Below are 24904 nucleotides of genomic sequence, written 5' to 3'. Positions count from 1 at the left end.
GATTTTATTGCATATTAATTATTGATGCTTGTGTTTCTTTGTGGTAAACTTTCAAAAGTGTTAAAAAATCAAATTAGAGGAGACCGTTTATATGAAGTACTTTAAGCCCTTATTTTTATCCACACTTGGATTTCTTTTCTTTCTATTCCCCTTTGACATAATGGGTGAAAATCGTATTGCAATCGCACATATTCTATCCTTCATTACAAAAAATTACCTCGATGAATTTCTTATATTCACCGAGGTTATCTCTTGGATCGTATTAACCATGACACTAATATTTATTTTCTTTACTTCTCGCATCACCACCTTAAACAAAGTTTTTAAAGCAAGTCCTCTTAATGTTATCTTACGTCTAACTGGCTCTTTTCTTTATTTAATGGTGATCCATGAATGGTTTGGTGATTATAAGTGGTCTAAACTTCTAATTGACCCAAACACTGGTGGTGTTATGGCTGGTGAAGGAGGCCTATTAACAACTTTATATGTGACTTTTTTTGTAGGTTTAATGGCCATGCCGCTTCTCACACATTTTGGAGCCGTTGAATTCATTGGCAGTCTATTTGGAAAATCAATGAAAAAAATCTTTAAAGTTCCGGGATATGCAGCTGTTGATGCAATTGCTTCTTTTGTTGGTGACGGTACCATAGGCATCCTTGTTACAGACCAACAATACAAACGCGGCTATTATACACAAAAAGAAGCTTATATTATTGCAACAAACTTTTCTATAGTGGGAATCGCTTTTGCAACAGCCGTTGCTGAAGAACTTGGGATTTCCCATATATTTCCACAATTTTATGCCAGTATCGCCATCATTACCATAATTATCGCGGCCATTACGGCCAGATGCCCACTTAAAAAATTTAAAAACACATATTATCAAGGTGTTCAAACACACCTAGATCAGGATTCTATGCCCAAAAGCAGTGTCAAAAAAGCCATTGACGTAGCCGTTCAAGCAGCCTCAAAGGCATCTCTTAAAACAGCATTAAAGGCATCCTTATTAAATGTTACAAATACTTATGTTGGCTTTCTTCCCGTAATTATGACAGTTGGCACCTTAGGTCTTGTCCTTGCAGAAAACACCCCTTTATTTGAAATTTTAAGCTTCCCGTTTCAATATCTATATACATGGATGGGGTTTGCAAGCGCTTCGGTTTCAAGCATGGCACCCGCGTCTATTGCTGGTCTGGCTGACATGTATCTCCCTGCGCTTTTTATGGTTGACGTTGCATCTGAACAGGCTCGATTTTTCATTGGTACCTTGTCATTTACACAACTTGTTTTTTTGTCGGAAACGGGAATGATTTTAGTCAAAACAAGTATTGGCATCACCCTATGGGATGTCATAAAAATCTTCTTCTATAGGACCCTACTATCAATTCCGCTTTTATGGGCCTTAACACTTTTATTTGCATAGTCAACAGCTTCAACAGCACTGGTGAAAAAATGATCTTCACCAATTACGTCTATGAGACCTGCTTTTTCAAGCACTTTATAAGGCTGGTCTTGGATGCCGGATATGATGAGTTTTGTTTTTTGACGTTGGCAAATTTCTATCATACGCTTAAATCCATGGAGGGCAGTTGCATCCATTATTGGGACATGACGCATTCTAATTACCAGAATATCAGTTTTTTCACCCAATTCACCAAGTGCAGAAATAAATTTATCTGCTGCGCCAAAGAAAAATGGTCCATTAATTTCATATACTTTTATCAAGTCCACAGAATCGAAACGGTGTACTTCAACAGGAACGCCATCTTTTTCCTCCGAAGCGTCAAAATCTTCTATGTTAACTTGAGTCGCTTCACTCATACGCTTCATAAATAGAAATGCAGCGAGAACCATACCCACTTCAATTGCAACAACCAAATCAACTAGGACTGTTAAAAAGAAGGTGATCAGTAAGACCAAAACATCACTTTTCGGCGATTTTAATAATGATTTAAACTCTCGCCATTCACTCATATTATAGGCAACTACAATTAAAATTGCAGCCAGTGCAGTTAAAGGAATCATTTTAGCAAGTGGCATGAAAACCACTAAAATTAACAACAAAGCAATCGAATGAACAATCCCCGCCACAGGTGTTCGTCCTCCATTTTTAACATTAGCAACAGTTCTTGCAATGGCTCCAGTTGCGGGTATTCCCCCGAAAAGTCCGGACATGATGTTGGCGACGCCTTGACCTACAAGTTCCATATTAGATCTGTGTTTCCCACCAATCATACCATCTGAAACAACTGCGGACAGCAATGATTCGATAGAGCCAAGTATGGCGATTGTAAATGCTGCTGGCAGTAACATTTGAATATAAACTAGGTCAAATTCAGGAACAGTCAGTTTAGGTAGTGCAGAGGAAATCTCTCCAAATTTTGATCCAATAGTTGCAATGTCCAAATTTAAAATTTTAACAAGAGCTGAAGTTACAATCAAAGCAATTAAGGCGCCTGGAATTTTACGATTAACTTTCGGCCATAGTAAAATGATGCCAAGTGCCAATCCCCCAACGGCCAATGTCATTGGATCAAAGGTTCCAATGCCTTTTAAATAAACTGCCCACTTTTCTATAAACGCTGCTGGGACCTCTCCTATTTTAAGACCCAAAAAATCTTTTATTTGTGAGGAAAAAATCACCAAGGCAATCCCACTTGTAAAACCAGTTGTTATAGGATGCGGAATATATTTAATAACTGCCCCTAATTTAAGAAACCCCATTAAGACCATGATGATTCCTGCCATTATAGTGGCAATCGTAAGTCCAGCAACACCAAATTCAGCCACTATTCCATATACAATAACCATAAAGGCCCCTGTTGGACCGCCAATTTGAACGCGACTTCCACCGAGTAAAGAAACAAAAAATCCAGCTATAATTGCAGTGTATAAGCCTTTTTCAGGTGTTACCCCTGATGAAATTGCAAGTGCAATGGAAAGTGGCAATGCAATGATGGCTACAATAAGACCTGCCGTTAAATCCTTAAAAAATTGATCTTTGGAATAGGCTTTCAGTGTTGAAATAATCTTTGGTTGCATTTTAGACACAAAATTCCTTCTTTCTTTAGGTATTTCAAACATTCTCATAATACGCCCATTAAATGGATTTTGCAAGTCATAGTTCTTTTAATCTATTCACAGCACATGCTCAACGTGAAAAAATAACATATATTTATTTGGAGGCGTCACTTATGACAGATTTACTATGGGGTTTAACCACAAAAGTATCTTTAATATTTTTGGTCATTTATATCTTTTCTGGAACTAAAATGTTTTTAAGGCTGCTCCACAATCGAAAATTTACCCTTAGAGACCAAGATATAATCGCCATTGTGTTCGGATTCATGGGAATACTTGGCACTTATTCTGGAATTCCATATATGGGCGCTATTGTAAATAACCGCGTTATTGGCGTTGTTGTTGGGGGACTCATAGGCGGGCCTCTTGTGGGTGGTTTATCTGGTTTAATCGCAGGTGGACACAGATTCTTAATAGATCTTGGCGGATTTACAGCCTTGTCCTGCGGAATCTCAACCACTGTTGAGGGGATTATTGCAGGCCTGTTATCGATCTACTTTATGCGAAGCAAAAATAAAATAGCCTTTGGATTTGGTGTTGGCCTACTAACGGAAACGGTGCAAATGGTTCTCATTTTATTAATTGCAAGACCTTTTTCTGAAGCTCTCATTTTGGTTCAAACGATTGCCTTGCCAATGATTTTAACCAACTCAGCAGGTATTGCTCTTATGATTGTTATCTATCAAAATATGCTTAAAAATACCGACATGCAAGGTGCCTTTCGATCAGAACAAGCCCTCAGAATTGCTAGGGATATAGTCAAATATTTTAAAAGAGGGCTCTCCCCTGAAAGCAGTAGCGAGGTTGTGAAGATCATTAAGGATATTTCCAATGTAGACGGTGTTGCCATAACAGATAAAGATCGTATTTTAGCCTATACCGGTAAAGACATACTTGGATACGAAAGCGGGGATTTAATTCATTCAGAAGTTACAAAAAAGCGCTTCAAACAGGAACTGTCATTTCTACAATACTTGAAAAAGCACGGTTCGGCAATCGCCTTGAAATTGAATTTACCATCCCAGAAGACTTAAGTTTAAAAGTACCACCGCTGATTCTTCAGCCTTTAATTGAAAACGCAATTAAACATGGCATCTTTAAAGATAAAAAAAGTGGCAAAGTCCACCTTAACATCCACTCCTCATCTGACCACTATCATTTTAGAGTCTCCGATGATGGCGTTGGCATTGACCCTAAAATTATTGAAAGCATTTATTCAGCCGAGGATACATCACAACACATTGGCCTTCAAACAACCCATAAAAGACTTGTGGCAACTTATAAAAACAATCCTGGGCTGGATTTTAATTCTAGTCCAGGTCAAGGAACATCTGTTACTTTCAAAATACCGAAAGGAGCACACATATGACTGTTGTAATCGTCGATGATGAAAAGCTGGCCATTGAAGAACTTGTTTTCCAATTGTCACTTTGTGAAGACGTTCATATTCTCGCAACTTTTATGGATCCCGATATTGCTGAAGAATTCATTTTAAACAATCACGTGGATTTGGTGTTTTTGGACATTCAAATGCCTGGAAACAATGGTATTAAATTTGTAACCGCCCATACTGAATATGCTGTACATTCCTATGAAATCAATGCGACGGACTATCTTCTTAAACCCATTAGCAACACAAGACTTATGAAAGCACTTGACAAAGTCCATCAACGTAAAAAACAGATGCTGGCAGACCAGAACATAAAGCCCTTTTCACGACTATTATTGAGCAACTCGCGTTTAAATACGAGTTGCTTTTTTAATTTTTTGTAAAATAACATTAAGGGGGTGCGCTATGTATAAATCTCAATTGATGACAGGCTACAAGCGGTATTTTGATTTGGTGGAGGCCGTTGAAAAAAACGGATTTAAGTTTGATTTTTGCGCTAAATTCAACAGTCGAAATGCCAAGTATCTAGGCATCAAAAAATTAGAGTACTATGCTTTCAGTAATTTTGAAGAAGTTTATTACAAACATTTTGAAGATTTTAACCAAAACGCTTAAGTGACATAAACGATACTGTCGCTTTAACCAATAAAAACGTTCAAGAAAATTTGCATCAAATTTTAGAAGATTCTCATCTAATAGAAGACGCTAGTTTCTTAATCTCCGAAGTTTCAAAACGAACCAATTTATTATCTTTAAATGCTTCAATTGAGGCGGCACGGGCTGGTGAGTATGGTAAAGGGTTCTCAGTTGTCGCTGAAGAAATCAACACTTCACTTGATGATGTAAAAACCAACATCCACGAATCTCGACGTGTAAGCGAAAAAATTGACGAGAGTCGATTGGCTGTCTATCAAAAAATTAAAGTTTTGGCCGCGAAAAGTGAAGACAATCATCTGCAAACAAAAAAAGCAACAGATGCCATAGAGGCTCAAAACAGAGCAGTTCTTTCTACATCAATTGCCTCTCAAACACTAAATACACAGTCTGAAAAGCTGATGAAGCATTTAATTACACTTCAGCAATTGTAAAAAAATTGCCTGCATCCATTTACGGTGCAGGCAGTTTTTTATGATTTTATTAGAATTTGATTTTTCCCATTTCGCTTAGCTTCATATAAAGCATCATCTGCGGTGGAAATAAGCAACTCTAGACTCATTTCATAATCTGGAATTATTGTATACCCTCCTATACAGACTTTTGAGGTCATTTCATAGTTCTCGCCTTGATGCTCAATTTTAAGGTCTCCTACATTTCGTCTAATTGTATGAGCAACTGACTCTGTACCTTTTAAATCAGTATCGTACAAAACAACAGCAAATTCATCCCCACCAAATCGTGCACAAAAATCAGTGGTTCTCACTAAACTCTTTTCTATTTCATTTGCAAAAGCAATTAAATACTTATCTCCAAAAACATGGCCATATGCATCATTAATTTCTTTGAAATCATCCACATCAATCATTAGGACTGAAATAGACAAACGGCTCCGCTTAGCTATATTAAACTGTTCGCCTAAAACTGTGTTAAAATATCGCCTATTGTAGATGCCCGTCAAACCATCTTTTATGGAAACCTCTTCTAAATCTTTTACCGCAACTTCTAATTTATCATTTAAAAGGTTCAGTTCTGAATTCTTTTCTGTAATCAAATGATTTTCTCGAATTTTCACAAAACTAAAAATAATAAAAATAAGGATTAGTCCATAAACACCATATGCAAAAGTCGTTTGATGCCATGGTTTTAAAATAACAAATGACACTCGAACTGGATCTGTGTATAGGCCTTGAATTGTTTTAGCCCTAACTTCGAAAATATAGTCACCTGGGCTTAAGTTGGAATAAGAGACGTAATTCCGCTGACCACTTGTAACCCACTCTGCATCTACGCCAATCAGTCTATAATGATACTGTGTATGGGATAAATACTCATAATCAATGGCATTGAACTCAAAACTCATAAAGTTTGATTCTGAATCAAATGTATAGGTGAGATCATTGTAAATAACCAAATGGTCTGAAACAGGCTTTTGCATCACCCTAAAATCGGTTATATAAACCGGTGGCAAGGGTCTATTCAACAGCTTTGACACAGGCGGAAAGTGGGTTACGCCATGTGTTCCCACAAAGAAAAGGCTGCCATCGGAGTCTTTAAATCCATCCCCTGAAAACGTGTATCCACCAATACCATCTGAAGCAGTGAGATTCACAATATGGTCTGTATCCGGATCTAAAACCGATATTCCATTATGGGTTGCAATCCATATCAAGCCTTCATTAGATTCCTCTATGCTAATCACGGTATTGTCCGACAAGCCTTCTGATTCAGTATATGTTGTAAAGATATTTTGATCCTGTAAATATTTTGATAAACCGCCGCCCACCATACCAACCCAAATTTCACCACTCTCAGTTTCCAGAAGCGTTCGAATGGTATTATTGGGTAGACTTGTTGTGTCGCCATCTTTCTTAAGATAGGCCAACATTTCTTTTTCTTCTTTTAAATAGACATCAAGCCCATTATTGGTTCCAATCCATAAATTGCCTTTCTGATCACACACAATATCATATACAAGATTGTCCGATATGGCTAAAGGTGTACTTTTAACATGAAAATGATTGATCAACTGGTAGTCTGCATCAAATTCATATATACCATCTAAATAAGTGCCCACCCATAAATGATTGTCACGGTCTACCTCTAAGGCATAAGTAATGGTGTTTTCAGGCAATATAGGCAACCTCTCAAAACCATCAACAGCCTCACGATACTGCTCAACACCTGCACCAGAAGCGATTAGAAGACGACCTTGATACTCAATAATATCCATCACTTGATTGTTCCCCATTTTTAGGGTTGTCTCATTTTCTGCTTTGTACTTGACCATCTTATCTAATGTGTTCTCATATCGGTTTAACCCTTGATTGTAAACAGCAATCCACAATCTGTCCTGTGAATCTCGATAGATTGTATTTATTTTCCCTTCATCCAAAGAATCGGGATCAGTCATATCATGTGAAAATGCCAAATAATTTTGGCCTTGAGGATTCGCGAAGTAAGCGCCACTCCCATTAGTCCCAACCCATAAAATTCCAGTAGCATCTTCCGTTAAAGCGTATATAATTGGATGCCCTATCCCATCGTCCGTGTCAGTTGTCGTGTAATTGTGGATTTTCGGTCCACGCTTTGCAAATAATCCTCCACCCCAAGTACCGACCCATAAGGTGCCATCTTCTGTTTTTTCAACCGCATAGACACGATTGTCTAAAAACTCTGTGTGAGAAAGGCGGTTAAATGACATATCTAATTCTAGAATCCCGCCATCCCAAAGCCCAAGGGTCAACACACCAGGCTCAAATTCTCGTACCACCATCACATAAGGTGATGGATAATCTATTGCAACTGATTCTAAAGTATCCTGTTCTAAATTATAGGTGCACAAGCCTTCATAGGTCCCGACCAAAAGTCTATCCTGAGAATCCAAGAACAAACTTCTAACCACTTTTCCTTTAACTGAATATTGAACAAATGAACCACTTGCTTGATCCAATCGATTCAATCCATCCAATGTTCCAACCCAAATGCGGTCATCTTTATCTTTTGCTATGGCAACTGCAACATTATTGGAAAGATTACTCTCTTCTACTGAATAATTGGTAAAGGTGTTGGTATTTAAGTCTAGCATGGAAACACCTTGATAAGTTCCAAGCCACAAATGGTGTTTCTCTTCATCATAAAACATGGTTTGAATCAAATTATGGATTAAACCATCCGATTCAAAAGGGTTGTTTCTGTAGGCAGCGGTGTCTTTGCCGTTATACCGAAACAAGCCACCTTGAGTTGCAAACCAAATAAAGCCTTGCTTATCTTGTATAACACTTGAAACAGACAAATTCAAAAGGCCCTGATCTCTTCCTATATTTTCAAATCTCACACGGTCAAACGGCACTTCATCTGCCTCTCCAAAGGCAGAATGCGCAATGCCACTGAATAAGACTATAATTCCCAAAAGTAATACAGCTGTTTTTTTAATCATGCTGATCTCCAATCACTTTAAAGTGTTTACGACATTTATTTAATATTTTACATCATTTGTTTCATTTTAGGAAGTATTTGGTATCATTAAACCATAATATTCTCATGGACATAGGTGACATTAGCCATGAGGTTCAGCAGTCTATTACTGTTGATGCTATTTTCAACTTTATTTCCCAATAGCGTTATAAATCTTAGTCTCTAATTCTAAAATCCGACTTTTTTCTTTTTGAGGCAATTTGGTCATAAGTTGATTTCTTTGATATCGACCCTCTGCTTGCTTGTCTCTTTTCTCTTTTATAGATAGTATGCCACAGATTATTTGTGATAAAATAAACAAAAGGAGGTCTCACACATGTCAAAAAAACAAATTTCATCAGAACGCAAAACACTCTATATGGCTGGCGTAATACTAACAGGAATTGGTATGCTCCTATTCCTCTCCACCTTTTTAGTATTTCTTAACCCGAATTCTTTCTTCAACACCGGCAATCCGTTTGGTTTTATGATTCGACCTTTTGTAGGCATTCTCATGATCGCTGGTGGTAATTTTATGCGCATCCTTGCAGCGAGGGGCACTGCAGGATCTGGACTGGTCCTTGATCCTGAAAAGGCAAGAGAAGATTTACGTCCATGGACGTCAATGGCCGGCAGTATGGTACAAGATGCTTTGGATGAAACAACGCTCAACACTAAAAAGGAAAGCATTAAAATCAGATGTCAAAATTGCACGACTCTAAATGATGAAGATTCAAAATTTTGTAAATCTTGTGGAAAATCACTATAAATAAAGGCCCATATTGACATCTGATTAGATGCCAATATGGGCCTAATTTTTTAAAGTGATTTATGACATAACCACCAATCTTTACATATAATTTTACCTGCTTTTGCATCTGCCAAACGCTCTGCTTTCATAGCTTCAGTTGATGCTGGCGGAACAATTACATCTGATCCAAGCCAAGAATTATTTGGATAGTTTTCAGGCATCGCAACACCATGTTTGTCTGCAACTTGAAGGGCATTTAGAGCTCTTAGCACTTCATCCACACTTCTACCAATTTCTTGTGGGTAGTACATCATAAGTCTTAAGTTGCCTTTAGGGTCTACAATAAATACCGCTCTCACTGTATTTGTACCTTTCCCAGGATGGAGCATACCAAGTGTTGTCGCTACTTGTCCAAGTTCATCTGCAATAACTGGAAATGGAATTGTTGTATCGGTATTCTCATTAATCCAGTCTACCCATTTTATATGTGAAAACACTTGATCCACAGAAAGGCCAATTAGTTCAGCATTTAATTTTTTAAAGTCATCATTTCGCTTTGCAAATGAAATAAATTCTGTTGTACAAACCGGTGTAAAATCTCCTGGATGACTAAAAAGTACAAACCATTTGCCTTTCAAATCTTCAGGGAGTTTAAGTGTACCATGTGTTGTTTTTACTTCCATTGACGGAAAAGCATCTCCAAGTAAAGGTAGTTTTGAGTGTTCCATAATTTTGCCTCCTAATAATATGTTTTTATTTTTAAGTTGTAATGAGTACAAAATGATAATAACACTCGTGTATTTTTCTGTCAAGTGTTTTCAAAAAAAAATTACAGCCCAAATTTGATGGACTGTAATCTAAATAACTTATACTTTGATCTGATACGTATCATACCCTCTATAACTCTTTATTTTTACATCTTTAGACGCTTTAAGGTCTTTTATGACTTTGTAGGCTTCTTTACAATTTCGATGGTCCAGAAAACTTTGAATTTCGTATTGATTCATAGGATGCCTTTTAATAATACTCTTTATGGCCAATAAATCGTCTTCAATGTTGCTTGAGAACCCTTCTGATACCAGGAAATCAATAGATAGACCTCCAAGTTTTTGGCTAATTTCCTCTATTCTTTCCATTGATACCGCTACGGCAGTTTCTTCACAAGGCGGTCTAACGGGTGTGTTAATATAAAGTCTATTATACTGTATTTTTCCCAATTGTTTCTTAAAAGCTTCAAGTGCTTCGTCTGTATCGTTCATCCCTTTTACAAACATAATTTCAATCCACAACTCACCCTTAAATTGTTTAGAAAACTCACTTAAGCCCTCTAAAACACGATGATACTTCAGGTCACCATGTGGTCTATTAATTTGTTTGAACAGGGTTTCATCTGGTGCGTCAAATGAAGGAAGGACAATATCAGCTTCCATTAGGGCTTCTTTTACTGAGTCCTCATAAAGAAGTGCCCCATTTGTGATTACGGCAACAGGTTTATCTGTTCTTGACTTGATGCCTCGAATCAACTGGTCTAATCCTAAATATAGGGTTGGTTCGCCTTCTCCAACAATTGTAACCACATCAAAATGAATGTCTTTACTCAAAACGTAATCAAACTCATTTAAAATCTCTTGCACCTTAAAGAACATCTTTCGCGTATTGGTCATTGGATTGGTTCTGCCCAATTGACAATAAACGCATGCATAATTACATGTTTTTTTAGGAATGGGACTAACGCCCAGAGAAATTCCAAGTCGTCTTGAGGGCACTGGACCGTATATAAAATCAGGTTGCATTTCAATCATCTCCTTTTTTTGGAAACCACTCTGGAATACTTAAGATTTTTTCATGGAGCCCTTTGGGGATAGACTGCGCCTCATGATGATTATCCGTATAATATCTTTCGGCCATTTGTCCTTGACCCCACTTTTCAATCGTCTTTGAATCTATAATCAGTTGCCGACCTAAAGCAACCAAGTCGGCCCCTAATTCAAGGGTTTCAAATGCGTTTTCAAGGCTATATACACTGCCTACGCCTATAAATGGTTTTCTCCCCTGAATCACTGAAGCAATTTTCTTTAGAACCGGAACATCCTCAGATTGGTTTCTAATGGATGTCTGGTCGAACTGGCCTAAAGAAATATGCAAATAGTCAAGTTTTGTTTTACAAAGCGCATCAACCAATTTTTCAGTTTCATCAATTGAAATACCCGGTTCGGAATTTTCTTCTGGGGAAAAACGATAGCCAATTATAAAATCATCTGAATCAATTTCTTCACGAGCCTCTATACATGCATTAACCACAGCCATCGGAAATTTAAGCCGATTTTCTAATGAACCGCCCCATTTGTCTTGTCGCCTATTTGAATGTGGTGAAAAAAATTGCTGAATTAAGTAGGTGTTGGCCCCATGAATTTCAATTCCGTCAAATCCTGCTTTAAAAGCCCGTTTTACAATGTTTTTAAATTCTGAAAAGGTATTTTCAATCTCAGCTTGTGTCATTGCCTTTGGTGTGTTGTTAGCCTCCCGTTTTGCCGGTACATCTGAAGCACTCCTGGTTAAACCATCTGGCATATCACTTGGATTACCTTTCCGTCCTGCATGAAATACCTGAAGTATAGCTTTTGCACCACCCGACTTAATGGCTTCAGAAAGAGATTTCAATGACGGGATCATCGCGTCTGTTCCCCCATAAAATTGTCTATCAAAACCTTTCCCATAAGTTTCCATAAATGTGGTTGCCGTTATGACCATCCCAACACCGTGGCTTCTTTCCAGATAATATGTCAGTTCTGCTTCTGATATACTGCCATCCAAGTTGCCACTCCATGTGGTCATTGGTGCCATTACAAACCTGTTTCTAAGGGTCACGTGTGTATTCAATTGATAAGGTGCAAACAATTCTTTTCTCATATAAATCCTTTCTTTTTAACGTGTTAATTCAGCAAAAATTGCGTCATTAAAATCATATTAATTAGAGCAAATGGATAAGCGGCCCCATACCCTGCTGCCACTTGACTGCTTTCAAATGAATCAATTGCCGCTGCCAATCCTGGCGTGCTGGTCATACCACCACAAAGGCTTCCAATTAAAATGGGGACCGGGAGTTTTAGTAAATATTTACCCACCAAATACCCCATTATAATACTTGCCAAACCTGTTACAATTCCTATACCCAAAAGTTTTAACCCTACAGTTCCAACAGCTTCTATTGCGTGATAGCCATATTTCAACCCAACAATTGCCAAAAATCCATTGAGCCCTAAATCACGAATCACTTTTAATACCGAATCAGAAAAAATAAAGCGTTCATTTAAGCCGCCTAAAATTAGTGCACTCAATAACGTTCCACCTGTTATCCCCAGTGTAAATGAGTTCCCAGCTGGCAAAGGCACTGTTATGCCACCAATCATTAAGCCCAATAAAATTACAAAAATATAGAGTAAGATATTAAATGACGGGCTCTTCTTTTCTAGCTCGACGGAGTGATAAGCCTTACTGATGACGGAATTCATCTCAAAATCAGAACGTCTAGCAATAATTTGAACAAACAAGACGACCATTAGGACGCCTGGAACGTATGCAATTGCATACCCAAGTCCAATTGCTGCATCCAAGTTTTTCCCGCTTTGACCACCAATTTCAAGAGCTGCAGCCAATCCTGGAGAACTTGTGAGCGCACCTACATATGACCCTATGATTTCGCCTTCCATGCCCATTGAAAAATATAAAAAGATATAAGTGGTTAATGCACCTGCACCTGTTATAATAAATGCTTGTACTATGAATTTTAGACCATAGGTTCGAATGATGGGTTTTATACTTCGCGAAGCCATTAATCCCACAGCGCTTATAAAAGCAATGAGGCTCAAATCAAACAAATCATTTGAAATCGTCACTGTTTGTTGCCCGAGCATTCCCAATAAATAACTAAGGCTAAGACCAACAAATAAAACCGCCGAATTTCCCAGTTTAATGCCTTTAAATGTAATTTTTCCAAGACATATACCAATAATAATTGACAGTGCAATCAGTTCCATTTTACCCCCTTGAAATGTACTCATCTCATTTTAGCACTTTAAGCATAATTTTCAAATTCTATTTATTGATAATCGATAAATGATATGATACTATGTAACTACTAAATTGAAACGAGGTTCACTATGCAAACTAAAACGATTCTTTTTCTCAGGTTTGTCCTTCTAATCTTAGGTACACTGGTCTCTATTTTAGCAGTTTTGGGAATACCAAGTCTTGCACGTGAAATCCTTAATTATCATCCTGAATATTCCCTTCAAATATATGGTGTTCTTTTAATTCTATACAGCACCTCTGTTCCTTTTTACTACGCACTCATCCAATCAAATAAACTACTCACCTATATTCAAGACCGTATAGCCTTTTCGTCCTTATCTGTAATTGCACTTAAAAAAATAAAAATTTCGGCTTATGGGATTAGTCTTCTCTATCTTATTATGCTTCCGTTTTTCTATATATTAGGGGCTTTTGATGATGCCCCTGGAATTATCCTTGTTGGGATTGTAATGATTTTTTCGCCACTTGTTATTGGTTTTTTTGCTGCAATTTTACAATCCTTGTTAGAAGAAGCCATTAACTACAAATCCGAAAATGAGTTAACCATTTAAAGGAGGGCTTATGCCAATTATCGTTAATCTGGATGTCATGCTCGCCAAACGTAAAATGAGTGTCACTGAGCTAACTGAAAAAGTGGGCATTACCATGTCCAATCTCTCCATACTAAAAAATGGCAAAGCCAAAGCCATTCGTTTTTCAACTTTGGAAGCCATTTGCAAAGCCCTGGAGTGTCAACCAGGGGATATACTGGAATATGAAATTACCAAATCGGCAATGGGGACGGAGGAAAAATGACTTTTCCTCCGTCCCCATTGCCGATTTGGTAAGTTTAGGGTTTATACACGATTCCCATGAACATAGGAACGCCTGAAACATTTTCTTCAATTACATAAATAAAAGGTTTATTCATATGAAAGTTAATCGGTTGTTCCTCAAATTCAGCACTCGTCGCTTCAATTTCAACAACTGTTGCCGCTGCAGCTTCTGTACCTTTTTCATCATTGATGATTTTAGTATGTTGAAAAATATTCCCTATATAAACATTTTCGTCCCTCAAATCAATCATAGACTGAAACTCAGCACCATAAGGATCAAATGCTTGGACCATTCCCATTTCCTTTAAAACCTCAGTCAATGCGTTTTTTACTTCATACTCAAACTTTGGCATGGACACATTCAAATCTTCTAATTTGTATGGAACTAAGTTTAAATCAACCGCTGCTAGTGCAGATTCTACATCCGTCTTGGGCAGAATTACCCGCATGGTTAAACCATTGGTATATGGAAATTCTGCAATCTGTGCCCACTCCGTTTCTGCATAATTAAGATTTTCTCGCATGTGCATCATTTCAACATCGATTTGACGCCCATCAAACAGCGTAAACAGACTTTCTTTAGTAGCGTTTGCTTCAAAAGGGTATTCCCATTCACCCTTTAAATAAATTGTATTTATTAGAAAAGCAATGTCTCGGGCATCAATTTCACCAAGCGTATCTTTCAGCATGCCCTTTGTTTCTCTTTCAATCCACTGATTAATAGCCTCAAGTGTTGCAACATCGTTAAAATTAGCAACATGAACTTCTGCATCAAAATTTGCCTTTAACTGATCAACAAAATCAATCTTAGGCTCAATACCCTCCTTAATCCATAGGCTATTGCCAACTTCAAGAGATTCGACCTCTTCAAAAATTGATGAAAGCGTATTATAATACTGATTCACCATAGCTGAATCGGATCTGTGAAGAATATTCAGAATTTCTTCTTGCGTTACACCTGAAGCACCATTTTGTAGCATAGCAAGTGCAATGGATAAGCTTACAGGGGAAATAAGCACGTTTTCTTGTTGATCCAATAGTTTCAGCACTTCTAATCCTAGAATCCAATTTGCTGTCTTATCCGCTTTATAATGTTCAAAAAATTCTGCCTCAACTTGACTGCTATTTTTAAAAACCGATTGAGACACTACTTGTGTTTGACTCAAATTGACATCTGTCCCCTTGCATGCAGTTAAAATCAGACTCAAACTCAAAAAAATGACTATCCTTTTCTTTAATTGCATATCATGTCACCTCTCTTTAATTCTATGACGTAATTTACCTGAAAAAGTTCCAATTTGTAATTCCATTGATTCTATTGTAAACTAATTAAGATTGTAATATAAAACTCTTACGGAGGCACATATGAAAAAAATCATAGCACTATTATTAATCAGTGTTCTCGTTGGCACAAGTATGGGATCAATTGTTCATGCTGAAGAAAAAATTCCTTCAGCATTTTGGACCCTAATTAAAACTGAGGACGCATTACGTTCAGGCGATAATCTCCATGCACAAATTGAAAATTGGGAAGCAATCATCGCCCTATTTGACGATTGGTCTGATGACAACTCTCAAAAACTCGGTATTGTCACCCCACGTTATCTGTTTATTGCTGAAGCATACGAAGAATTGCTGGATTATGACAGTGCAGTTGAAACCCTTAAACGTTATATTTATTATGCTACAATTCTAGAAGAAAAAGGTGAATGGGACCAATTTGCACGATTGGGAGCAGAGGCCAAAATCATAAATCTATCTGTAGATTTAGATTTATATATGGAACGTCCTGTAAATGATACAGACCCCTATTATGGCGCCAAGGGCGAACCCACACACGGTGTTTACTTCGGTGCTACTTATGATCGAGATCCTCGCATATTGGGTTATGATCGTACAAAAATCGCATCACATTTTCCCAAAAAAGACAGTCATCACTTAATTTATTTAGAATTTGGAACTGAAATAACCGATTTTAACCACTATTTTGAACACGCAAAAGCTTCTAATACTGGTATCATGCTCGCATGGAATGCTTATGAAGTTTACGATGATATGTCAGTTCATAAAGATTATATCCAAAGAACTGCTGCCTATATTAAAAGCCTTGACCTACCTGTTTTTGTCCGGTATGCCGGTGAGTTCAATATAGCTGAAGGTTTTGAAGATGCAAAAGGCTTTGTCGAAAACTTCAAATACCTTGCAACAGAAATCAGAAAACAAGCCCCAAATGCCATCATCGTTTGGTCTCCAAATGAAATTTCAGATTCTACAAGAGATTTAATGGATTATTATCCAGGCGATGCTTATGTTGATTGGGTTGGAATGAGTTCCTATACCTTCTATTATCATGGCACAAAGACAGATTGGGGCTCATTGCAAGAGTCCATTGACAATCAATATTTTACAGGTTCTAAAGCCAATCCACTTAGTAAGGTAAGGTCTATTATAGAATTGTTTGGCGATCGAAAGCCCATCATGCTTTCAGAAAATGGGATTGCCCATTACTCAAAAATGGCTGATGAAGATTTTACAAACTGGGCGAAAGTTCAATTAAGGCGTGCTTACGACTATATTCCGCTCAAATACCCACAGGTTAAAGCTATGTTTTACTTTAATACAGACGATAATGTAACTAAGAATAACTCTTATGCACTCTATGAAAACGAAACTATAAATGAACTTTATAACTCAATTGTATCAAACAATCAATTCTTGAGCCAACATGGCGCAACATCAGAATCCATATTTGGAAAACTTGCATCTAACGTTACAATTCATTTGCCCGAACAAGAAACTTATGCTTTTAAAACTTACACGATTCTCCCCGATTCACTAGAAGCGAAAGTCATTTATACACTTAATGGAAATCAAATTGCTGAGCGTAACGAAATTCCCTATACCTATACACTAAATTCTGAAAAACTTAAAATCGGAGAAAATACCCTCACAATTGATGCCTACAATTCAGACGGTCAAAAAATAAAGTCCAAATCTTATACTTTAGAATACACTGCAGATCGTCCATCAGATTGGGCACTTGAAAGTATCTACTTGGCCAAATCAAATGGCATTTTATCAGGGACTGGAAATGGAAAAGTCAGCCCTCAAGATACAGCAACTGTTGAGCAAGCACTCATGATACTAAACCGTATTTTAGAAAGTCAGCTTTAGATGCTCGGTTAAAAACATTACAAAAAATAATATGCACCTCTTATAGTAGGCAGTCAAAATAAAAACTGTTTACTATCAAGAGGCGCATATTTTTATGTCATACGTATTGATCCACTTTCATGCCTTTCCCAATAAATCGTCTTATCTCATTTATGGCAGCAATTGTATTTTCACTTTGATTTTGCTTAGCCCGTTCGAGCCGCTCAAAGAAAAGACCTTCTACTTTTTTAGATTGAATATGGTCCCGACTTGTAGCCTCAGCAACTGCATTTTGAATCTCAGACTGTTGAGCCGCTTTTTCTTTTTCGATAATACGGTCTAAAATTGTTGTTTTAGAAGGCATATTGTGATAAGCCTTCCACATATTTGCCAAACTGGCATCCGGATTAAATTGATTCATAAAATCCCTCCAACACTCTATGCCCCATCATAAATGCTTTTAATTACATCAATATGTTTCAAGAACAAACTGACCAAATAAGGATCAAAATGACTTCCCGATGAATTCTTAATAATTTCCACCGATTCATCAAACCCAAATGACAACGCCTATAAATAAAACAACCCCAACCAATACGGCTTTAACCAATTTCCTAAGTTTCATTCTTGCCCCCGTCATTTAAAACAAAAACCAAGTGATTCGCTCTACACTTGGTCCATCTACTATTCATAACTGCCTTACTCCAAATGAAGTAGTGAAATTTAATTGATATAATTATACAATAACTATTTTAAAAATTCAAACGAATTAAAAGGGATTTTCAGAATTATAACGAATACTATTCTTATCAAAATACATTTATGAGAATGGAGATTACACCATGAAACTCGATGTAAAAAAAACATTTCTACTTGGCCTTGGATTCTTTTCGGTCTCGTTAGTTTGGCCACTTTACAACGTCTATGTTCCCATATTTCTCAGGGACTTTTTAGACAGTCAGTTCCAAATCAATGCCATCATGACACTGGATAATATTCTTGCAGTGTTTATGATTCCCGTCATTGCCACTTTAAGTGACAGCACGCAAACACGGTTTGGCAGGCGGATGCCCTATTTGATGGTTGGTATCCCTGTATCCGCACTTATGTTTATTTTGCTCCCAAATTATACTGGCTTTTGGAACCTAATACTTATTATTACAATATTAAACTTTGCAATGGCAATTTTTAGAGCACCTACTGTTGCCCTTATGCCCGACATCACGCCCCCGCCACTTAGGAGTAAGGCAAATGGTATTATAAATTTCATGGGTGGTCTTGCGTCGGTATTTGTCTTAATGGGCGGGTCTTTTTTATATAGAGCCAACAGGAACTACCCATTTTTATTTACCGCCCTACTCATGGGAATTGCACTCTTTCTACTGCTTAAATACATCAAAGAGCCTGCTATAGGTGAGATATCCAAAGAAGACCGCATCAGCTTAAAAGACTCTGTTAAATCAATTGTTGAAAACCATGACAAGTCCATTGCCTATATCTTATTTGCAATTTTCTTCTGGTTTGTTGGCTATCAGGGACTAGAGGCAACATTTAGCAATTATTGTGTTCAATTTCTTGGCCTTGATGTCTCAGATGCCTCTTTTATCTTAAGTTTCTTTGCACTTGCATTTTTGGCATCTGCCATACCTGCTGGGTTTATAGGCACAAAACTCGGCAAAAAAAGAACAATCCTAATTGGACTTATTGGAGACACAAGTGTTTTCGTCCTTTTAGCCACTATTGGAACACTCTTTCCTTTTAATAAACTCATTATGATTGCCTTGATGCTAATTGGTGGATTTTTTTGGTCACTTATTAATATAAACTCCTATCCTATGGTTGTGGAACGTACAACGGAAGAATATATTGGAACCTACACAGGACTTTACTATTTTGCCTCATCACTTGCAGCAATCTCTGGCCCTCTTATTGTTGGTGCATTTGTTGACCTAATTGGTTTTGGAAGTGCTTTTATCATTACTGCTTTAGCCTACTTTACGGCTTTCCTGTTTATAACAAGAACAAAGCATTATCAAGCAGAAGGCTAATATAGGACAAATGTCCTGCAACCTCCCAGATATTCGATTCATTTTACAAAAACTCACTTGCTTTTAAGATGTTGTATTTGTATAATGAACAAGGACTTACAGGAGGTTAACTATGGAGAAAATAAATCGTAAAAAAATATATGATTTTGCCTATGAAATCAAGACAAATTCCAATCCCAATTCCATTATTAACTATAAAGATTTGGGTGAAGATGACCTTCTAGAATTGCTTTATAAAAGTTTCGCTGGTAATGAGATGGCAACACTACTTTTAGCAGAACACGTCATTGATTATGAAACACACTCAAATGAAATTCAGTTACCCTATGAAAAACTCAGACTTCTATTTACGTAAAAACAAAAAGCGTTATTGCAAAATGGACTTATTGTCTTCACATTTTGCAATAACGCTTTTCTTTAAATTGATTTATTCACCAACAACGGCATTGTATTCAATACTAATAACTTGACCTGCATCATCTAAAACAATAGACAAAACTGTAATCTCATCCTCATATACCATCAACTTATCATTCCCTAAATCTGGTTCCCCATAGATCTCAAGCACGCGGTCACGATTTTCAAAAAGTCGAAGGCCTTCTTGTGTCTTCACGGTATCATCATATAAGACAACACTTAAGACGTATTCATCCCCATCCCGCTCATAGGTCACAACTTCATACGACCCATAACCATACATTCGATCGAGTCCTTGAAAAGCACAACTCTCCGCTTCAAAATAAGATGTCTCTTTGCCGAGTGCCTCTAAAACAGGTGCAGCGCTTTCATGCATTTGAATAACAGTACCATCAATTTCAAAAACATATGTTTCAGGGGCGAGTTCTGTCACAGACTCTGTCTCCGTTGTTTCTTCAGTTTCAGTCGCTTCCTGTGTTGTCTCCTGAATTGGGTCATTTGTAGGTGTTTCAGATTCAGAACACCCAACTAAAGCCCATGTAAAAACTAGGATTACGCCTAATATCACCGTTATTTTTTTCATAACACTTACTCCTCTTCATCCTCTTCCCGTGGATTTCCCCACGATACTAAATGGCCATAACGCTCTATTTCTGCTACTTGACTGTCAATCATCTCCTGATAAAAGGCAACTTTTTCTGACCAAACACCTTTAACTTCAAGATTGTTTCTATGGTCTTCAAGTTCAAACGCTTCAACCAATATATTTCCAAAATACCGAGACAGTTTTTCGGCCCCTGCTAAATTCATATGCAAGCCCCCATCATAGGTATCCGTTTGAAAATCAATGCCAATCTCATCAGCACGTTCCAACAAATTAACATACATTAAACCCTGTTTGTCTGCATATTCTGTTATAAAGTCATCCCATTCATCATACCAAACCGGGTAAATTGTTGGTGCTTTTATAAGCACAAGCTCTACATCGTTTTCTTTAGCAAGTGCAACCATCCCGTCTAAATACGACATGGCATTTTCTCCAAATGAATAGTCCGGCAAAGGCCTCTTTCGTGGGATTGATGTTACAGGATTTACATCAACTCTCATGTAATAACCATTATGAAACAAATCCGGTTTGTCAATAAGGTAGTTGAAATCATCCTGTGTCAATTCATTCCATCTCGTGTGGTATCTTAAAAATGGAAAAATATATTCAACAAGGGACTCCTCTTCCAACATCGAAGCCTGAATAGCCCTTATTTTTGTCATTGACAACTTCATGCCGTCAAGCGTCATCCTATTGTAGGCTTCCCGTTGGGGTTCATTGTACTTTAACGACAAGACATTAAAAACAATTACATCTGGCTTTTCATATTTTAATGTTTCTTCCATAAGATAGTAAGAATGCCAAATAAGCTGCTGTGCACTGCCTCTAATAAAACTTTTAATGCCATATTCTTTCCATAATGTTACTGGCGAAAAATTACCATAGACTTCACAATCGCCAATAAAAATCACATCATGGTTCTTGGGCTCGTCATAATAGGTTTCAATCATGCCCCCTTCAACAATTCCAGAAGCATATTTAGGCATAAATAGATTTTGCAGGAACACCAGAGAAACAAGAAGAAATATGATACCAAGACTATTCCATATATACTTTCTACGCATAATCACTCCTAAAACTGATTGTAAATAAATTGACTTGAGTCATAATTAATACCATAAGCACCAAACACAAGCAATGCCAAAATCAAGGCATAATGTACAGCATATTGGAAAACTGGCGACTTTTGAGAAAGCCAATCCCGAACGCTCCCGCGTGTTTGAATGGTACTAACCAAAACTAAAACAATCAAACAAACAAATAAAATCACATAGTCACCAAGACTAAGTCCAAAACCCATTAAGTCTCGATTCCAAAGGTCTGAAATATCGAATCTTGTAAACATCGTTCCAAACATTTTAAATGTAAGCGGCACATTTCGATAGGTATCAAACATTCGAATTGAACTCATCAACAGAATCGTTCGAATAATCTGGAATAGTTTAAAATACCATAAGTGCTGAACATTGAATTTGCCATGAAACCACTCATAAAAAGGCTTCATTTCTAAAGATAGAATTATAACAATACCATTCATCAAGCCCCAGACAATAAAATTCCAACTGGAGCCATGCCACAAACCTGTGGTAAACCACACAATTAGCGTTGCCAGATAAACTGGAATTCGCTTTCCTATTGCATCTCCAAATTTTTGCCTTGAGAACTTCGACAATTTGAGCATGGGTTTACTGACAGAAATAGGATAGAACAAATAGTCTTTAAACCAAGTTCCCATGGTAATATGCCAGCGGCGCCAGTATTCTGCTATGTTTTTTGAAAAATACGGCTGCTGGAAGTTTTCCTTTAGTTGAACGCCAAAAACTTGAGCAATACCTATAGTAATATCAATACCACCTGTAAAATCTGCATACAATTGATACGCATACAAGAGCATTCCAATAAACACAAAAACACCATCATACACTTCTGGTGCTTGCACAATAGTGGTTACAGCAACCAACAAACGATCTGCAATAACAACTTTTTTGAAATACCCCCAAAGAATTCTCTGGAAACCCCTTTTTACAGTGTTTTGATCATATGAATGTTCTTGATACAGCGTCTTAGACATATCATCATATCGACTGATAGGTCCCTGAATCAATTGGGGAAAAAACGAAACAAATAGGGCGAATTTAGGGAGATGATTTTGCGCCTCATATTTTCCCCTGTAAACATCAATGAGGTAACCCATACTTTGAAACGTATAAAAAGAGATCCCCATTGGCAAAGCAATATTCCAAAAAGACAGTTGAAAAGATTGACCTGTCGCTTCAAACATATAATTCAAGTTGGCAATTGCAAAATTTGTATATTTTGCAACTGCAAGAATACCAAAATTCAAAAGCATTGTTCCAATAAGCCACTTTTTTTGAACTGTTTTGATTTTTGCCTTGTAAGTCTTTTTTTCTTCGCTCGTTAACGTCTCTTTATTAATTTTAATGTATTTTTTTTGTTCTACAGTCAATCGCCCAATGTATTTGGCTGCATAAAAAGTTGTGACAGTTGTTGCTAAAATATAGAGCATATACTTTGGACTGGCCAAAGTATAAAACACATAACTGCCAAGCAAGAGTAAAATCCATTGAAACCGTTTTGGAATTAAATAATACAGCACAAACAGTACAGCTAGAAATCCAATAAACCCATAAGATGTAAAAAGCATATATTTCCTCTTTCAATAAAAGACTAATTATCTTCTAAAAGTTCTTCTATAAGTTCGTAAAGGGCTTTTGCGGAATTGAAACGCTCAGGTACAATCTCCTCAGCCGGAATTTGAACATCAAAAACAGAATCAATTTCTGTTATTAGGGTTATAATGTCAAAAGAATCCAAGATTTGATCGTCAATTAAAGTGGTTGTGTTTTCAAAATCAACATCCGGATGTAAGCCTTTTAAAATTTCTATCAACTCTTTCATATTTATACCTCTCCATTTTCAATTAATGATTTTAAGTAAACCCGATCAATTTTTCCATTAGCCGTAAGTGGCATCTTTGCAATTGGATGAATTCGAGTTGGCACCATATACCGAGGAAGGGCCGCTTTTAAATGCTTAAGCACTTCTTTAGACTCCGTTGTTCCATCGTAAAACAAATTGATTTTTTCAGTCTTCTTATCATAAATGCAACACGCACTGTGAATCCCTTCAATCCGGTTGGCATTCATTTCAATTTCACCGAGTTCTATTCTGTGGCCCATGTGTTTAATTTGATGGTCTTTTCTAGAAACAAAATACAGGTTACCATCTGGATCTTTACGCCCAATATCACCCGTTTTATAAATCGTTTCCAAAAAATGTGGGTTTAAAGGATTTTGAACAAATACAGTATTGGTTTTGTCAAACGCACCATAATACCCCATAGTGACAGATGTGCCCCTAATACATATTTCTCCAATTTCACCGGGTTCCGCCAACTGGTTGTCCTCAGTAATGAGCATCACATCCGTATTTTTAAACGCCTTACCAATTGGAATAATCTCATCCTCTTCAAAAAAACGATCTGCTTCATAAAAAGTAGACATTCCCGTTGCTTCAGTTGGTCCATATAAATTGATAAACCGAGCTTCCGGCAGCGTTTTTTTCCATAAATTAAACTGTTTTACTGGAAAAACTTCACTCCCAAAAGCAACTGTCTTCAAATGTTCAGGAATCACCTTATCAAAAGCCTTTAAGCTTGAAATTATTGTCAATGCCGATACCACCCAGCAAACCGTATTGATTTTATGAAGGTTCATAAACTCAATCAACTTAACTGGGAACATAAACAACTGCTTTGGAATAATATAGGCCGTTGCCGTGTGCTTAAGCGTTGGGAAAAGTTCTTTTAAACAGGCATCTAAATACAATGGCGTTTGATTCCCAAAAACTGTATCTTCACTTACATTTAGAATTTCAGACAGTTGATCGATATAATCAATAACAGAACGGTGACAGGCGACAACCCCTTTAGGAACACCTGTAGAGCCTGATGTAAATACCACATATATTGGGTCAATGTCAATGACTCTCTTTCGAACAGCTTCTATTGCGTGAAGGTTAACTTCAGTGGAAACAATGTCATCATATAAGTAAATTGTCCCCTCAAAATTCATTTGTTCCGCCACTTCAGCCGTTTTACGATCACAGATCATTGCTTTTGGCTTAACGGTTTCAATAATAAGCGACATTCGAATTGAAGGCATTTCCTCATCAATGGGCACATAATAACTTCCAGCATAAATTGTCCCATAATAAGCTGTAATTGTTTCAGGAGACCGTTTCATAAAGATTAAAACAGGCTCATTTATGTGTCTTCTGTCAATTAGAAAAGTTCCAATTGCCAAACTTCTCTGGGAAACGTCCTTAAATGTTAAATGAACAGTCCCATCAGAGTATGCCAATTTATTAGGCGCTTTTTGGACAGCGTTTTCTAAGTACTCCAGTACATTAGTTTGCATA

General features: G+C 37.2%; 25 protein-coding genes. 12 read left to right on the top strand and 13 right to left on the bottom strand.

The genetic code is table 11. The features are described 5' to 3' along the window. Window positions 1-91: 91 nt before the first annotated feature. Window positions 92-1423: a YjiH family protein gene (locus JOC49_RS03480; protein WP_204662367.1), complete on the top strand. Its 1332-nt coding sequence runs from the start codon at window positions 92-94 to the stop codon at window positions 1421-1423. On the opposite strand, the gene JOC49_RS03475 is transcribed toward JOC49_RS03480, so the two are convergent. Then, entirely contained in the window at window positions 1366-3042 is a 1677-nt protein-coding gene (locus JOC49_RS03475) for a SulP family inorganic anion transporter (RefSeq protein WP_204662455.1), read from the bottom strand. The two genes, JOC49_RS03480 and JOC49_RS03475, sit on opposite strands and share 58 nt — an antisense overlap. A gap of 152 nt (window positions 3043-3194) precedes the next feature. Between JOC49_RS03475 and JOC49_RS03470 the strand changes: the two genes are divergently transcribed. The 5 genes from JOC49_RS03470 to JOC49_RS03455 are packed head-to-tail and all read left to right on the top strand — an operon-like array spanning window position 3195 to window position 5559. Continuing rightward, window positions 3195-4115, top strand: coding sequence for a LytS/YhcK type 5TM receptor domain-containing protein (locus JOC49_RS03470; RefSeq protein WP_204662365.1), 921 nt, complete (start codon window positions 3195-3197; stop codon window positions 4113-4115). Continuing rightward, entirely contained in the window at window positions 4043-4450 is a 408-nt protein-coding gene (locus JOC49_RS13490; RefSeq protein WP_423875175.1) for a sensor histidine kinase, read from the top strand. The genes JOC49_RS03470 and JOC49_RS13490 overlap by 73 nt, the downstream gene beginning before the upstream one ends. Beyond that, on the top strand, window positions 4447-4854 hold the full coding sequence (locus JOC49_RS03465) for a LytR/AlgR family response regulator transcription factor (protein WP_204662363.1): 408 nt from the start codon (window positions 4447-4449) through the stop codon (window positions 4852-4854). Before JOC49_RS13490 ends, JOC49_RS03465 begins: the two co-directional genes overlap by 4 nt. Window positions 4855-4876: 22 nt before the next feature. Next, complete coding sequence (locus tag JOC49_RS03460) at window positions 4877-5086, top strand: hypothetical protein (protein ID WP_204662361.1); 210 nt, start codon at window positions 4877-4879, stop codon at window positions 5084-5086. A 5-nt stretch (window positions 5087-5091) separates the two neighbouring features. Next, a complete protein-coding gene (locus JOC49_RS03455; RefSeq protein WP_204662453.1) occupies window positions 5092-5559 on the top strand; it encodes a methyl-accepting chemotaxis protein in 468 nt (155 codons plus the stop codon). Between the two features lie 38 nt (window positions 5560-5597). Here the strand turns inward: JOC49_RS03455 and JOC49_RS03450 are convergent, their stop codons facing one another. Next, window positions 5598-8564, bottom strand: coding sequence for a ligand-binding sensor domain-containing protein (locus JOC49_RS03450; RefSeq protein WP_204662359.1), 2967 nt, complete (start codon window positions 8562-8564; stop codon window positions 5598-5600). A 354-nt stretch (window positions 8565-8918) separates the two neighbouring features. Here JOC49_RS03450 and JOC49_RS03445 point away from each other — a divergent pair, with 354 nt between their 5' ends. Then, window positions 8919-9350 (top strand): zinc ribbon domain-containing protein, encoded by a 432-nt coding sequence (locus JOC49_RS03445; RefSeq protein WP_204662351.1) that lies wholly within the window; start codon window positions 8919-8921, stop codon window positions 9348-9350. Between the two features lie 50 nt (window positions 9351-9400). Here JOC49_RS03445 and JOC49_RS03440 read toward each other — a convergent pair whose 3' ends face one another. From JOC49_RS03440 to JOC49_RS03425, 4 genes are all read right to left on the bottom strand, one after another. Further along, a complete protein-coding gene (locus tag JOC49_RS03440; RefSeq protein WP_204662349.1) occupies window positions 9401-10060 on the bottom strand; it encodes a peroxiredoxin in 660 nt (219 codons plus the stop codon). Between the two features lie 138 nt (window positions 10061-10198). Further along, window positions 10199-11125: a radical SAM protein gene (locus JOC49_RS03435; RefSeq protein ID WP_243423567.1), complete on the bottom strand. Its 927-nt coding sequence runs from the start codon at window positions 11123-11125 to the stop codon at window positions 10199-10201. Window position 11126: 1 nt separating this feature from the next. Continuing rightward, window positions 11127-12242 carry an NADH-dependent flavin oxidoreductase gene (locus tag JOC49_RS03430; protein WP_204662344.1) on the bottom strand — a complete coding sequence of 372 codons (1116 nt, stop codon included), beginning with the start codon at window positions 12240-12242 and terminating at the stop codon, window positions 11127-11129. Window positions 12243-12265: 23 nt separating this feature from the next. Continuing rightward, complete coding sequence (locus JOC49_RS03425; protein WP_204662341.1) at window positions 12266-13369, bottom strand: aspartate-alanine antiporter-like transporter; 1104 nt, start codon at window positions 13367-13369, stop codon at window positions 12266-12268. A gap of 123 nt (window positions 13370-13492) precedes the next feature. Here JOC49_RS03425 and JOC49_RS03420 point away from each other — a divergent pair, with 123 nt between their 5' ends. Next, window positions 13493-13975 carry a DUF2975 domain-containing protein gene (locus JOC49_RS03420; protein WP_204662339.1) on the top strand — a complete coding sequence of 161 codons (483 nt, stop codon included), beginning with the start codon at window positions 13493-13495 and terminating at the stop codon, window positions 13973-13975. A 10-nt stretch (window positions 13976-13985) separates the two neighbouring features. Continuing rightward, window positions 13986-14219 carry a helix-turn-helix domain-containing protein gene (locus JOC49_RS03415; protein ID WP_204662337.1) on the top strand — a complete coding sequence of 78 codons (234 nt, stop codon included), beginning with the start codon at window positions 13986-13988 and terminating at the stop codon, window positions 14217-14219. A 34-nt stretch (window positions 14220-14253) separates the two neighbouring features. Here the strand turns inward: JOC49_RS03415 and JOC49_RS03410 are convergent, their stop codons facing one another. Further along, a complete protein-coding gene (locus JOC49_RS03410; protein WP_204662335.1) occupies window positions 14254-15483 on the bottom strand; it encodes a serpin family protein in 1230 nt (409 codons plus the stop codon). A 121-nt stretch (window positions 15484-15604) separates the two neighbouring features. On the opposite strand from JOC49_RS03410, the gene JOC49_RS03405 reads away from it, so the two are divergent. Next, window positions 15605-17413, top strand: coding sequence for a glycoside hydrolase family 26 protein (locus tag JOC49_RS03405; protein ID WP_204662333.1), 1809 nt, complete (start codon window positions 15605-15607; stop codon window positions 17411-17413). 97 nt (window positions 17414-17510) lie between these two features. On the opposite strand, the gene JOC49_RS03400 is transcribed toward JOC49_RS03405, so the two are convergent. Further along, window positions 17511-17813 (bottom strand): hypothetical protein, encoded by a 303-nt coding sequence (locus tag JOC49_RS03400; protein WP_204662331.1) that lies wholly within the window; start codon window positions 17811-17813, stop codon window positions 17511-17513. 421 nt (window positions 17814-18234) lie between these two features. On the opposite strand from JOC49_RS03400, the gene JOC49_RS03395 reads away from it, so the two are divergent. Continuing rightward, complete coding sequence (locus JOC49_RS03395; protein WP_204662329.1) at window positions 18235-19440, top strand: MFS transporter; 1206 nt, start codon at window positions 18235-18237, stop codon at window positions 19438-19440. Window positions 19441-19552: 112 nt separating this feature from the next. Continuing rightward, a complete protein-coding gene (locus tag JOC49_RS03390) occupies window positions 19553-19795 on the top strand; it encodes a hypothetical protein (protein ID WP_204662327.1) in 243 nt (80 codons plus the stop codon). 72 nt (window positions 19796-19867) lie between these two features. On the opposite strand, the gene JOC49_RS03385 is transcribed toward JOC49_RS03390, so the two are convergent. The 5 genes from JOC49_RS03385 to JOC49_RS03365 are packed head-to-tail and all read right to left on the bottom strand — an operon-like array spanning window position 19868 to window position 24903. Beyond that, window positions 19868-20440: a hypothetical protein gene (locus JOC49_RS03385; RefSeq protein ID WP_204662324.1), complete on the bottom strand. Its 573-nt coding sequence runs from the start codon at window positions 20438-20440 to the stop codon at window positions 19868-19870. Between the two features lie 5 nt (window positions 20441-20445). Continuing rightward, a complete protein-coding gene (locus JOC49_RS03380) occupies window positions 20446-21528 on the bottom strand; it encodes an SGNH/GDSL hydrolase family protein (RefSeq protein WP_204662321.1) in 1083 nt (360 codons plus the stop codon). An 8-nt stretch (window positions 21529-21536) separates the two neighbouring features. Next, a complete protein-coding gene (locus JOC49_RS03375; RefSeq protein ID WP_204662319.1) occupies window positions 21537-23129 on the bottom strand; it encodes an MBOAT family O-acyltransferase in 1593 nt (530 codons plus the stop codon). Window positions 23130-23152: 23 nt separating this feature from the next. Beyond that, window positions 23153-23383 (bottom strand): acyl carrier protein, encoded by a 231-nt coding sequence (locus JOC49_RS03370; protein WP_204662316.1) that lies wholly within the window; start codon window positions 23381-23383, stop codon window positions 23153-23155. A 2-nt stretch (window positions 23384-23385) separates the two neighbouring features. Continuing rightward, window positions 23386-24903 (bottom strand): amino acid adenylation domain-containing protein, encoded by a 1518-nt coding sequence (locus tag JOC49_RS03365; protein WP_204662313.1) that lies wholly within the window; start codon window positions 24901-24903, stop codon window positions 23386-23388. Window position 24904: the final 1 nt, after the last annotated feature.

Source organism: Fusibacter tunisiensis (assembly GCF_016908355.1).
Taxonomy (GTDB): Bacteria; Bacillota; Clostridia; order Peptostreptococcales; family Acidaminobacteraceae; genus Fusibacter_D; species Fusibacter_D tunisiensis.
Note: the sequence above shows the minus strand (reverse complement) of the source record. Positions and strands in the feature narration are given on the sequence as shown.

Bases quoted from the DNA above. Each gene is read 5' to 3' on its own strand.
- JOC49_RS03480 (WP_204662367.1), top strand. From the start codon at position 92: ATGAAGTACTTTAAGCCCTTATTTTTATCCACACTTGGATTTCTTTTC.
- JOC49_RS03475 (WP_204662455.1), bottom strand. From the start codon at position 3,042: ATGCAACCAAAGATTATTTCAACACTGAAAGCCTATTCCAAAGATCAA.
- JOC49_RS03470 (WP_204662365.1), top strand. From the start codon at position 3,195: ATGACAGATTTACTATGGGGTTTAACCACAAAAGTATCTTTAATATTT.
- JOC49_RS03465 (WP_204662363.1), top strand. From the start codon at position 4,447: ATGACTGTTGTAATCGTCGATGATGAAAAGCTGGCCATTGAAGAACTT.
- JOC49_RS03460 (WP_204662361.1), top strand. From the start codon at position 4,877: ATGTATAAATCTCAATTGATGACAGGCTACAAGCGGTATTTTGATTTG.
- JOC49_RS03450 (WP_204662359.1), bottom strand. From the start codon at position 8,564: ATGATTAAAAAAACAGCTGTATTACTTTTGGGAATTATAGTCTTATTC.
- JOC49_RS03445 (WP_204662351.1), top strand. From the start codon at position 8,919: ATGTCAAAAAAACAAATTTCATCAGAACGCAAAACACTCTATATGGCT.
- JOC49_RS03440 (WP_204662349.1), bottom strand. From the start codon at position 10,060: ATGGAACACTCAAAACTACCTTTACTTGGAGATGCTTTTCCGTCAATG.
- JOC49_RS03435 (WP_243423567.1), bottom strand. From the start codon at position 11,125: ATGCAACCTGATTTTATATACGGTCCAGTGCCCTCAAGACGACTTGGA.
- JOC49_RS03430 (WP_204662344.1), bottom strand. From the start codon at position 12,242: ATGAGAAAAGAATTGTTTGCACCTTATCAATTGAATACACACGTGACC.
- JOC49_RS03425 (WP_204662341.1), bottom strand. From the start codon at position 13,369: ATGGAACTGATTGCACTGTCAATTATTATTGGTATATGTCTTGGAAAA.
- JOC49_RS03420 (WP_204662339.1), top strand. From the start codon at position 13,493: ATGCAAACTAAAACGATTCTTTTTCTCAGGTTTGTCCTTCTAATCTTA.
- JOC49_RS03415 (WP_204662337.1), top strand. From the start codon at position 13,986: ATGCCAATTATCGTTAATCTGGATGTCATGCTCGCCAAACGTAAAATG.
- JOC49_RS03410 (WP_204662335.1), bottom strand. From the start codon at position 15,483: ATGCAATTAAAGAAAAGGATAGTCATTTTTTTGAGTTTGAGTCTGATT.
- JOC49_RS03405 (WP_204662333.1), top strand. From the start codon at position 15,605: ATGAAAAAAATCATAGCACTATTATTAATCAGTGTTCTCGTTGGCACA.
- JOC49_RS03400 (WP_204662331.1), bottom strand. From the start codon at position 17,813: ATGAATCAATTTAATCCGGATGCCAGTTTGGCAAATATGTGGAAGGCT.
- JOC49_RS03395 (WP_204662329.1), top strand. From the start codon at position 18,235: ATGAAACTCGATGTAAAAAAAACATTTCTACTTGGCCTTGGATTCTTT.
- JOC49_RS03390 (WP_204662327.1), top strand. From the start codon at position 19,553: ATGGAGAAAATAAATCGTAAAAAAATATATGATTTTGCCTATGAAATC.
- JOC49_RS03385 (WP_204662324.1), bottom strand. From the start codon at position 20,440: ATGAAAAAAATAACGGTGATATTAGGCGTAATCCTAGTTTTTACATGG.
- JOC49_RS03380 (WP_204662321.1), bottom strand. From the start codon at position 21,528: ATGCGTAGAAAGTATATATGGAATAGTCTTGGTATCATATTTCTTCTT.
- JOC49_RS03375 (WP_204662319.1), bottom strand. From the start codon at position 23,129: ATGCTTTTTACATCTTATGGGTTTATTGGATTTCTAGCTGTACTGTTT.
- JOC49_RS03370 (WP_204662316.1), bottom strand. From the start codon at position 23,383: ATGAAAGAGTTGATAGAAATTTTAAAAGGCTTACATCCGGATGTTGAT.
- JOC49_RS03365 (WP_204662313.1), bottom strand. From the start codon at position 24,903: ATGCAAACTAATGTACTGGAGTACTTAGAAAACGCTGTCCAAAAAGCG.